Source organism: Candidatus Nitrotoga sp. AM1P (assembly GCF_013168275.1).
Classification (GTDB): domain Bacteria; phylum Pseudomonadota; class Gammaproteobacteria; order Burkholderiales; family Gallionellaceae; genus Nitrotoga.
In genome coordinates this window covers 816,221-827,413 of the sequence record NZ_AP019547.1, presented here as the reverse complement: position 1 = coordinate 827,413, position 11,193 = coordinate 816,221, and the positions used below count along the sequence as shown (strand labels likewise).

The 11,193-nt window shown below is 50.0% G+C and carries 8 protein-coding genes; 7 read left to right on the top strand and 1 reads right to left on the bottom strand.

Annotated elements, in window-relative coordinates; translation table 11 throughout:
• The first annotated feature begins 11 nt into the window (after window positions 1-11).
• The 6 genes from W01_RS03710 (at window position 12) to radA (ending at window position 7,717) form a co-directional block, all read left to right on the top strand.
• Complete coding sequence (locus tag W01_RS03710; protein ID WP_173052254.1) at window positions 12-1,577, top strand: PepSY domain-containing protein; 1,566 nt, start codon at window positions 12-14, stop codon at window positions 1,575-1,577.
• 260 nt (window positions 1,578-1,837) lie between these two features.
• Window positions 1,838-3,106 carry an ATP-binding protein gene (locus W01_RS03705; RefSeq protein ID WP_173052253.1) on the top strand — a complete coding sequence of 423 codons (1,269 nt, stop codon included), beginning with the start codon at window positions 1,838-1,840 and terminating at the stop codon, window positions 3,104-3,106.
• Window positions 3,103-3,675, top strand: coding sequence for a response regulator transcription factor (locus W01_RS03700; protein WP_173052252.1), 573 nt, complete (start codon window positions 3,103-3,105; stop codon window positions 3,673-3,675). Before W01_RS03705 ends, W01_RS03700 begins: the two co-directional genes overlap by 4 nt.
• Window positions 3,676-3,907: 232 nt before the next feature.
• Window positions 3,908-4,852 carry an oxygen-dependent tRNA uridine(34) hydroxylase TrhO gene (gene trhO / locus W01_RS03695; RefSeq protein ID WP_173052251.1) on the top strand — a complete coding sequence of 315 codons (945 nt, stop codon included), beginning with the start codon at window positions 3,908-3,910 and terminating at the stop codon, window positions 4,850-4,852.
• Window positions 4,853-5,087: 235 nt separating this feature from the next.
• Window positions 5,088-5,960, top strand: coding sequence for a tetratricopeptide repeat protein (locus W01_RS03690; protein WP_173052250.1), 873 nt, complete (start codon window positions 5,088-5,090; stop codon window positions 5,958-5,960).
• A gap of 398 nt (window positions 5,961-6,358) precedes the next feature.
• Window positions 6,359-7,717, top strand: coding sequence for a DNA repair protein RadA (radA, locus tag W01_RS03685; protein ID WP_173052249.1), 1,359 nt, complete (start codon window positions 6,359-6,361; stop codon window positions 7,715-7,717).
• 150 nt (window positions 7,718-7,867) lie between these two features.
• On the opposite strand, the gene W01_RS03680 is transcribed toward radA, so the two are convergent.
• The gene (locus tag W01_RS03680; protein WP_173052248.1) at window positions 7,868-10,036 is read right to left on the bottom strand and encodes an InlB B-repeat-containing protein; all 2,169 of its coding nucleotides are present in this window, start codon (window positions 10,034-10,036) and stop codon (window positions 7,868-7,870) included.
• A gap of 280 nt (window positions 10,037-10,316) precedes the next feature.
• On the opposite strand from W01_RS03680, the gene W01_RS03675 reads away from it, so the two are divergent.
• Window positions 10,317-11,105, top strand: a complete 789-nt coding sequence (locus tag W01_RS03675) for an IS3 family transposase (RefSeq protein ID WP_173055713.1) — start codon at window positions 10,317-10,319, stop codon at window positions 11,103-11,105.
• Window positions 11,106-11,193: the final 88 nt, after the last annotated feature.

Here is an 11,193-nt window from a genome sequence, read left to right as displayed (position 1 = left end):
ACGCGTTATTTATGGCGTATGCTAAACGTTGGCTATTCCTGATTCATCGCTGGCTTGGAATCGCCGCCTGCATCTTCTTCGCGATGTGGTTCATCTCGGGGATAGTCATGATGTATGTGGGCTACCCGAAACTGACTGCCGCAGAACGAATACAGCACCTACCATCGCTCAATGCGGCGACCATCACGCTGACGCCTAGGCAGGCGCTGGATGCAGCCGGTATCAAGGGGCCGTTGCAGGATCTCCGGTTGGCTGTGGCCAGCGGTGGTCGTGCGGTCTACTTAGCCGTGCCGGCTCGTGATCCGAATGTCGGGCTGGCAAGTGGTCGGCGCCGGGTGGCACCAGGTATCGGTACGGTGGTGATAGACGCCAGCACTGGCGCCGTATTGCGGCAGGTTGATCGCGCGCATGCGCTGGCGAGTGCCGCTGTGTTTGCCGGTTTGGCAGTTGCCATCGATTATGAGGGGATCATCGACGAAGACGCCTTCACCCATTCGCGCGGATTGGATGCACATCGCCCGTTGCATAGGGTGCGGCTCGTCGACGCCGATACAACGTTGCTTTATGTCTCAGGTACCACCGGCGAAGTGGTGCGGGATGCCCCGCGTATCGAGCGTTTATGGAACTATGTTGGCGCGTGGATCCACTGGCTCTATCCCTTTCGCGGCAATATGTTTAACGCATATTGGACCGACATTGTCATCTGGCTCTCGATTCTTGGTATTGGTGTGGCCCTCACTGGCACAGCTGTCGGAATCATGCGCTGGCGATTTACACGTGTTTACAGGCGTGGCTCACATTCTCCCTACCATGGTTTTGTGATGCGCTGGCATCATATTCTAGGACTGTTGTTTGCACTGGTCACGTTGACGTGGATATTCAGTGGACTGATGTCAATGAACCCCTGGAAAATTTTTGACAGTGGAGCACCAGCCTTAAATACCGTAGCGATGAACGGAGGGCCGTTGAATATTTCCAGCCAGCAAGCTTCACCGCAACAGTTGCTTGCGGCTGCGCCGAACGGCGTGCGTGAGCTGCACTGGATACGCGCTTCTGGTCAGACTTTAGTGCTTGTGAATATTAGTGGCAGCGCTCGGCCAACCGTATTCAATGCAGAATCGGCGAATGTTTATGTACCTAATTTCGAGGCATTGAAAACTAGTGTTGCGCGCTTGCTTCCCGATCCCGTTGCACGCATTGAGGTATTGACCGACTACGATTTGTATTATTACTCACGGGAGCCGCACACGATGACGGGTGGCTCGGAAAAATTTCTGCCAGTGTGGCGCGTCGTATTCGACAATGCCCACGCCACTTGGGTACACATTGATCCGGCGACCGGCACAGTGCTCGGACATACAGACAGTACAAAACGCTTGAGCCGCTGGCTATTTGCGATGTTGCATAGCTGGGATTGGCTGCCACTGCTGGAAAGACGCCCCTTGTGGGACATCGTGCTTATTTCACTCAGCCTGTGCGGTACCGCGCTTAGCCTATCCGGGGTCGTCATTGGATGGCGGCGGCTGCTGGGCCGCAAACTTCGGTCCGTGCGCGTGTGTCGATTCGCACGATTGTGACGGACAAGCAGGTACAATTTAGAGTGCTAGCCAACCCAGATGTGCCTTGGTTAGTAGACATCGAGGCCCAGTCACCATTTTCACTACGACCTCTATCTAGGTTTTTTCTGCTTCTATTTTTACAACATTCGTCCTGCTCAGCTTTTATGATCGGAGTGCGTCAATTATGATTGGTTAGTGAGTAGGTGCACAGGCGACAAGGTACGAGATGCTATTATTCTTATGTTTTTCCTTAAGGAATTGAATTACTGGATTAATTAATGAAACCATTTGTTTCTTTTTTAACGTCGTCGCCAGTGAATCTGCGGCGCGTGTTGGTGCTCAAAAATATCGCCGTGGTTGGCCTCACCTTGGCGGTGCTGGTGGTTGCAAAAGGCATGGGGATGCCGTTGCCATTTGCAGTGATCGGTACTGTGCTGCTGGTGCTTAATATACTCACCTGGATACGGTTTAAATTGCCATGGCCAGTGCAGGAGATTGAGGTGTTCGGGCAGTTGGTGCTGGATGTTCTGTTGCTTAGTGCGTTGCTCTATCTGGCTGGGGGTACCACTAATCCGTTTGTGTTGCTGCTATTGTTGCCGCTCACGATAGCCGCTGCTACGCTGCTGGCTATTTACGCCTGGTTGTTGGCTGCGGTAATTGTGGCCTGTTATACGTTCTTGATGTTCGTGTATATTCCGCTGCCGCATTTTCATATTGACCACGTTGCCCGTCTTGACTCAAGTGCTTGGCTCATGTGGTTCGGTTTTGTTCTGGGCGTAGGGTTGGTTGGTTATTATGTGGTGAAGATGGGCAACACCTTGCGCGAACGTGAGCGCATGCTGGCTGAAGTACGTGAAAATGCGCTGCGTGATGAACATCTGGTGGCGCTCGGCGCACTGGCAGTGGGTGCGGCGCATGAATTAGGCACGCCGCTGGGGACGATGGCAGTAGTGCTTAAAGAACTTGAGCATGAATATGCGATGCAGCCCGAATTGGTGAAAGAGCTGCACTTGTTGCGTGATCAAGTTACGCGTTGTAAAAACACGCTTTCGCACATGCTTTCGTCGACAGAACAAGCGCGGGCGGAAAGTGGTTACAGCGTCGCGCTTGATAGTTATCTGACAGATTTGCTTGCACAATGGCGCAGTATGCGTCCCTCGGCGCAGGTAAGCTATCGCTGGACGGGTCCATCTCCCGCACCGCAGATTGTAGCGGAACAAGTGTTGGGCCAAGTTATCACGAATATTTTAAATAATGCAGCTGATGCCTCGGAGCACAGTGTTGAGGTGGAAGTCAGTTGCAATGTAGAGCAATTGAAGATTGAAGTTTTCGACCGCGGCACAGGCTTAACTCCTTCTGCGGAAACGCATGCCGGAAAATTATTTTTTACCACCAAAGAAGGCGGGCAGGGACTGGGATTATTTCTGGTCAATGCCACACTACGTCGGTTTGGCGGAGCACTCTCCTTGTCGAATCGGGATGGCGGAGGGGTGTGCACCCGCGTGACATTGCCCTTGGCTCGTTTGCGTGTGACGAATTCAATATGACCTTACCCGAATTGGAAAACTCGTTACCGCGCGCGCGTAAGCTGTTGTTGGTGGACGATGATGTCACCTATTGCAGGGTGTTAGCGCAGGCTCTTTCTCGGCGCGGTTTCGCGGTAAGCGTGGCAAACGATGTGAATGAAGCCATTCAAATGATTGCACAAAATCTTCCCACTCACGCGGTGATTGATTTAAAGATGCCTGGGCCGTCAGGTTTGACACTGGTAGCTTATCTCAAGGAGCGTAATTTTGACGCGCGCATCGTGGTGCTGACCGGCTATTCGAGCATAGCCACTGCTGTGGAGGCAGTGAAGCTGGGGGCGACATACTATCTGGCTAAGCCCGCCGACGCGGATGAAATTGTTGCGGCTTTTGATCATCAGCCAGGTATCGCTGAAGCTGCGGTTATAACGAAACGAATGTCAGTGGATCGCCTGGAGTGGGAACATCTGCAAAAGGCGCTTGCTGACTGTGGCGGTAATATTTCCGCTGCCGCCCGGACGCTTAATATGCATCGGCGCACGTTACAACGCAAGTTGCAGAAACATCCCAACCCTGAGCGGGGTGACTAGTTGAGAAAAATAACAGCAGTCCGATATTGTTGCCTTGTACCAACACTGGAAAGCTGTTCTGAACCGGTTTAATATTCAAACTTTGAGTACGAGGCGCCCAGTACACAACAACGACATTGGAATCAATGCCAGCATATAATCGGCACGCAGTACCCTAGGCGTCCGAGCTTCGTGCTGTATAGCTGAAAATTTTACGAAATATCCCATACGTTTTAATAGAGTTAAATAATTCATGGCTAATATTGTTATTGCTGCGCTATATAAATTTGCCAAACTGCCTGACTACCGTGAGATACAAAACGGTCTGCTCGATTTTTGCATTGCACAAGGGCTTAATGGAACAATTTTGCTGGCTGCGGAAGGTATTAACGGAACTGTCGCCGGCACGCGTGCCGGGATAGATGCATTGATCAGTTTTCTCGGGGCGGATGCGCGATTAACAGGTATCGAACATAAAGAGTCTTATTCGGATGAGATGCCTTTTGACAGAATGAAAGTTCGCCTGAAAAAAGAGATTGTCACGCTAGGCGTACCAGGAGTGGACCCAAACGAAAAGGTCGGAACCTACGTAGAGGCAAAAGACTGGAATGCTCTAATTTCCGATCCAGATGTAGTACTAATTGATACACGAAATGGCTATGAATACGACATAGGAACTTTTCGAGGTGCAATTGACCCCCACACCACTACATTTCGCGAGTTTCCTGCATACATCAGCAAAAATCTTGATCCCGCAAAGCATAAAAAAATTGCCATGTTCTGCACGGGCGGAATTCGGTGTGAGAAAGCAACTTCTTTCATGCTCGAACAGGGTTTCAAGGAGGTTTACCATTTACAGGGCGGGATCCTCAAGTATCTGGAAAATATTCCCGCTGAAAAGAGCATGTGGGAGGGCGAGTGTTTCGTATTCGACCAGCGAATTTCTGTTGGACAGGGCCTGAAAGTAGGAACGCATGATCAATGTTATGCCTGCCGTCACCCCGTTTCACAGGATGATAAGGCGTTACCCAGCTATCAAGCGGGCATATCTTGTCCGCATTGTTTTGATACCCTGCCGGAAAAAACACGCGCCCGTGCTGTTGAGCGGCAAAAACAGAATGCACTGGCGCTTAAGCGAGGTGATTCGCACATTGGGGTGACGCAAAAAAAACAAACAGAAACGCAAAGCGAGAGCTAATACCTTAGATGGCTATTTGCATTTTAGTCAGAAACGGGGCCAATTGTGCGATAGAAAATCGCTGCTTTCTGCTTAAAGAAAAAACAAAATATATTCTCGACATCGGCGCGCAATTGATGACATCATTCGAAGATGCCAGCCATTGTGTGATCAATGATTCTGACTTATAAACTTAATTCCCACAGCGTTAATTAGATTTGCCGCTAGCCACGATTAAAATAACGGAGAGAAATTTATGAAGCCATCAACACCCGCAGGGGCGGTCATTAAAGACTTTGAAGAAGGTGAAAAGCTTATAGCCAGCAAAGACTATGCTAAAGCCATAAAATCATTTAAGAAAGCTGCAGAGCAGGGACATGCACTAGCCCAAAACTATATGGGACTGATATACGCAAAAGGGTTGGGAGTTACTCAGGAGTTTCAAAAAGCAGAGCCTTGGTTTCGCAAGTCAGCAGAGCAGGGAGAGCCATTGGCCCAAAACAATCTTGGGCTTATGTATGCCAGAGGCGAAGGTGTTGCACAGGATTACCAGCAGGCTGTGTTCTGGTTGCTCAAAGCCGCAGAGCAGGGAAATTCAGAGGCCCAATATAATCTGGGATTTATGTATGCAAAAGGCCAAGGCGTTGAACAGAACGACGAGCAGGCTGTGTTCTGGTTTCGCAAGGCTGCAGAGCAGGGAGATGAAGTGGCCCAATACAACCTGGCCTTTATGTATGAAAAAGGCATAGGCGTTACCCAGGATTACCAGCAGGCTGTGTTTTTGTATAGCATGGCTGCAGGGCAGGGAAGTGCAGATGCTCAATTAAATCTGGGCGGCCTGTATGATACGGGGGAAGGGGTAGAACAGGATCAGAAGCAAGCTGTGACATGGTGGAGTAAGGCCGCAGATAGGGGACACCCGGTTGCACAAAACAATTTGGGACTCATGTATGCGCAAGGTCATGGTGTTACACAGGACTATGTTGAAGCACATAAATGGTTCAATCTTGCCAGTGAGGCGGGTGATGAAAGTGCAAAAAATGGACTGAAAATTGCAGAATCGTTTATGACGGCATCCCAAATTACCGAAGCGAAAGAACTGGCAAGTGATTGGAAAAAATCCCACTGATAGGTGCTGGTGATCAGCGGATGAATTGCATTGAAGGTTTTATAAAAACAAGAGCCTGCCAGAATGTATAAAGTACAGCAATATTCATCAATACATTCGCATAAACAATGCTTGCCGGAAGTTTTGAGGGGGTATATGGAGTAGCTGATTGTCTGCCACTAGGAAGCAATTTCTTGTTTACAGGCAAGGGTGATATGTTGTGGCAGATTATTTTGACGTAAATCACATGAGGTCATTGACGGTGCCAGCTATGCGTTGAGCTTTTTGTTTATTCAAGACGATTTATCCCGCAGCAAAAAAATTTCTCATGTCTAACCTCGTTAAACCTGGCCTTCTGTAGAAGTTTTAATTTTTGACGGCGCCAATTTTTCCTGTTTTGTTCCAAATAAAAGGTAATTATGGCGAAAGCAAAAATAATATATAGCTGCACTGAATGTGGCGGACAGGTTTCCAAATGGCAGGGGCAGTGTCCGCATTGCACGGCTTGGAATACGCTGGTGGAAAGTGTGGCAGAACTGGCGACTAGCGGAAAAAATCGCTACAGCTCGCTGGCGACAACGAGCATGATGCAGACACTGGCGGAAGTAGGGGCGGAAGAAGTCCCGCGTACGCCAACTGGTATCGCCGAGTTTGATCGCGTGTTGGGTGGCGGGTTAGTGAGTGGTGGTGTGGTTTTGATCGGCGGTGATCCCGGAATAGGTAAATCCACCCTGCTGTTGCAAGCGCTGGCGCATCTCGCTACACATAAAAAAGTTTTATACGTCAGTGGCGAGGAATCGGCACAGCAAATTGCTTTGCGTGCGAGGCGACTATCGCTGGATGCGCGGGGAATGTACCTGCTGGCTGAAATTCAGCTGGAAAAAATCCAGTCTGTCATCCAGCAGGAAAAACCCGATGTGGTGGTGATCGATTCCATCCAGACCATGTATTCTGAACACCTCACATCAGCTCCCGGCTCGGTAGCGCAAGTGCGTGAATCCGCAGCGCAACTCACGCGCATGGCGAAGAGCACAGCAGTGACCATGATTCTGGTAGGCCATGTTACTAAGGATGGGACGTTGGCCGGCCCGCGTGTGTTGGAACATATCGTAGATACAGTGCTGTATTTCGAGGGCGATACCCACTCCAGCTTTCGCATGATACGCGCGTTTAAAAATCGCTTTGGTGCAGTAAACGAATTAGGCGTGTTCGCCATGACCGAAAAAGGATTGCGTGAGGTGAGCAACCCCTCCGCGTTGTTTTTGTCGCAGCATGGCGCGCAAGTGGCGGGTTCATGCGTGATGGTGACGCAGGAAGGTACGCGTCCGCTGCTGGTGGAAATCCAGGCCCTGCTGGATGAGGCGCATTCGCCCAATCCGCGTCGCCTTTCATTGGGTTTGGAACAAAATCGTTTGGCTATGTTGCTGGCCGTACTGCATCGTCATGCAGGCATCGCCTGTTTTGATCAAGATGTGTTTATCAATGCGGTGGGTGGCGTGAAAATTACCGAGCCGGGTGCCGATTTGCCCGTGTTGCTGGCTATCGTATCTTCGCTACGCAATAAACCTCTGCCAGAAAAATTGGTGGTGTTTGGAGAAGTCGGCTTGGCTGGCGAAATACGTCCGGTGCAGCGTGGTCAGGAACGCTTGCGAGAGGCTGCCAAGCTAGGCTTTACCTTAGCCATTATTCCCAAGGCTAATAAGCCGAAACAAGAAATAGCGGGTATGGAAATTATTGCGGTGGAGCGGGTGGAGGATGCAGTAGCGAAAATGCGTTAGGGATGCTCAATATAATTTATGCTACAAAAATGGATAAAAATCTAAAAACACTTTTGTTAATGTCTGCAACTTGAAAGTGCACTTTATCGATCCGAGCAGTCATGACATCTCTATCGTCGTATCGGGATTTTCAGGATAACGAAGCAGAGCTTACTGCGCTGCGCACATCACGACACCTTCATTAATCCAGCCGCGAGCTACTACTTCCTGAATCGTGGCCTGATCGTTGGTGATTCGGTGGTTACTGTCGATGCTTTTACTAAATCCGTTATTGTAGGCGCGATATATCGGCGTGGTGTTGGCGGGACATATGTTATTTATGGGCATCATCGTCAGGAAATCGAGACTCTCGAAATTCCAGCGCTTTTGTGTTGCAGGCGTTATCGCCTGCAACTGCTTAAGCTGCGTGCATTCCTCTGCGCTGGCTGTATAGAAATGGGAATTTGGCCCGGGCGAGACGCTGCCGTAGAAGCGGCACACAGGCACATTTCCGCCAGACGCGAACCTAACCCCCGTACGCTGCCAGCGTCCAACTGCGCCACTGTCAACAAAAGCCTGCTCGCCGGGATCGGCCGTAATGAAGTAATGATCCAGATCGGGATTGTAATATTCGACAACTGTTCTAGGGGTGGTAACGGGGGAGAAGGTTGCGGTTACGCTTTGGGGCGCATTCATGGCCACGGAACAGGTAGCACTGATGCCACTGCATGCTCCGCTCCACCCGGAAAAAATAAACCCCGAAGCAGGTGTAGCTGCAAGTGTTACATTGGTTCCGCGGATAAAAGGTGCGTTGCATCTTGCCCCACAGTTGATACCGTCCGGGGACGAAATTACAGTCCCGTTATTAAGCTTGCTGACAGATAGTAAAAACGTCGGGCCAGCGTTCAGCCATTTGTAAAGTGCATCACGGTATGCGACATCAAAGCGGCCATATTCATCTGTTCCACTGCCAAAGCAGCTTGGATTTCCTCCCCTCAATTGACCAATCAAATAATGGGCATTATTTATTGTCTCGAATAAACCGGCACCGCTACTGCCACCTTCTGTAATCCCGGAAGTATAGGCAACATCAAGAAACTTCCCGTTGTCTTTATTTGCGAATGTGCATTGATAAGTGTCCGTGATCGGATTTGTAGCAGTACAGTCCTGAAAAGATTGAAATGAGCCGAAACTTATTTTCTGCAAATCGCCTTGCGGATGATGGATGCCCACCACATGCGCATATAGTTTCGGTGTATTCGCGGACCATCCCGCATATAAGGCTCCAGCCGGTGGGAGTTTGTTCAGCTGCATGAAGGATGTATCGGTTGTCTCGCTACCATAGAGCAATGTTGCTCCACCGGTGCGTGTCTGAAAATCTGGATTAAGCGTGCCATTGTTGCAGGCCGCAGAGCGATAAAACCAGAAAGTTTGCAGGGTCGATGCAATCGTCTGATTGGTGATGCAGTGATTGGCACTAAGAAAATAAGGCGTCCCACTTGACGCTGCGTCATTGAGGAGTGTTCCCGAGCACAGGTAACTACTTCCAGACTCGATGAAGGTTATTTTTGCTATGGATTTGCTTTCAGGACTCCATTCGCTATAGCACGACACATCGATTTCACAGCTTGCGGCTTGTCCAATCTTGGAAACCTTTTCTCCTGGTGCAGCTTGGAGGATGCTAAAAAAAAAATGAGAAACGCTGGGAATGGCGACTTCAAGTGTATCCGGGCTGATACCCAACGGTAATTCGATTTCCAGGGTCATTTCTTCGCCCTCGACATAGGGTGACCAATAGGTACGGGCCGCGTCGCTATTGTCGCCTGCATCCAAATTGCGTTGGATGGTCTCCATGATCTCTTTGCCGGCAATTTCGTAGGAGGCTTCTGATCTTTGGGAATAGAAGCGGAAGGTGGCTTCCGTCGGCATGCGGCGCACCACAATACCCATGCGGATTCCCGTTGCCTGAGGTGACGTAATGCTGATCGCTGCAATCTTTCCGCCTTGGGGCGTGTTCTGCCACTTTAATTGGCTAGCGGTATCAGTGAGATTTCTCAGTTGGGGAATTTCGCGGCCGAAGCCAATTTTGCGGGGCGTACCGGGGCGCGAATCGACATTAGTTTCGGCTGATTTTTTTTCATTTGAGAGGATACCGATCGAGATTGAATGGGGTGAGGGCGAAATGCTCGCGCGACGGGGCTTTAAGGGCGAGACGCCATCGTTAGCGGGCCGGGTGAAAGATTCGACACGGCCAGTAATGAGTTCAAATGGTTGCGCGTGGGCGGAGGAGGCGATGAGCGTCAGTAACACCCATAATGCAATTAAAACATTGAAATTCAAGTTACCTGGCATGATTTGTTTTACGTCTTTTTGTATCTAAGGATTTTACAACACACTACATCGAAATTGGTTGTCAATAATGGATATGAATGTGATCATGCAGTCAATCTTTTTCATGGAATTGGCGTTTAAATGCAGCGGGTGATAGATAGCCCAGTTGAGCTGCTTTAGTTATTTGTTGACCGCCTGTACTCAAAAATCTTTACTGCATGAGGACGAGGTTAAATGACTTCCCTCATAGAGCGCGACCAAGTCATCGTGCTGGTGGCGGAGGCAATGAATTCCGGACCGCGCCTGTGCGGCCATCACCCTCAGCGAACGTACCTTACAGCGCTGGCAGCGCGACCAGTCAAGCGGCGATCAGCGACCCATGCGGGAGCAGATGCCAAAAAACAAGCTCAGTGTGTTGGAGCGTGAACGCCTGTTGACCGTTGTAAACCCGGAAGAATTCGGCAGTCTGCCGCCGAGCCAGATCGTACCTATACTGGCTGATCGTGGAAAATACATCGCTTCTAAATCAACACGTTATCGAATCATGAGGGCAGAGAATCAGCTCAGGTATCGGGGTGCAGAACGACCCGCGCAACGACGTTACAAACCGCGTGCGCTCTGTGCCACAGCACCCAATCAGTTGTTTAGTTGGGACATCACGTATCTGCCGACACCGGTGAAGGGTATCTATTTTTACCTGTATTTGTTCATGGACATATTTAGCCGAAAAATCGTCGGCTGGCAGATTTATGACGCTGGAAGTAGCGACTTGGCCGGTGAAGTCATGCGCGACATTTGCGCACGTGAAGCCATCGTACCGAATCAAGTAGTGCTGCACTCTGACAATGGCAGCCCGATGAAAGGCGCCACCATGTTAGCCACCTTGCAAGCGCTGGGCGTCGCTCCCTCGTTTAGTCGTCCTGCGGTCAGCAACGACAATCCCTTTTCGGAATCGCTGTTCAAGACGTTGAAATACCGGCCAGCCTATCCATGTCAGGCATTTGAAAATCTTCTAACAGCCAGACAGTGGGTTAGCACGTTTGTCCAATGGTACAACTATGAGCGTAGTCAGTTTTAGGGGGTATTACATTCCACCAACTAAACTTGTCGTCATCTCGCCCAGCAAAAGACAAGTCATCAGCAGACTTGGGAATTTTGCCGCCTAA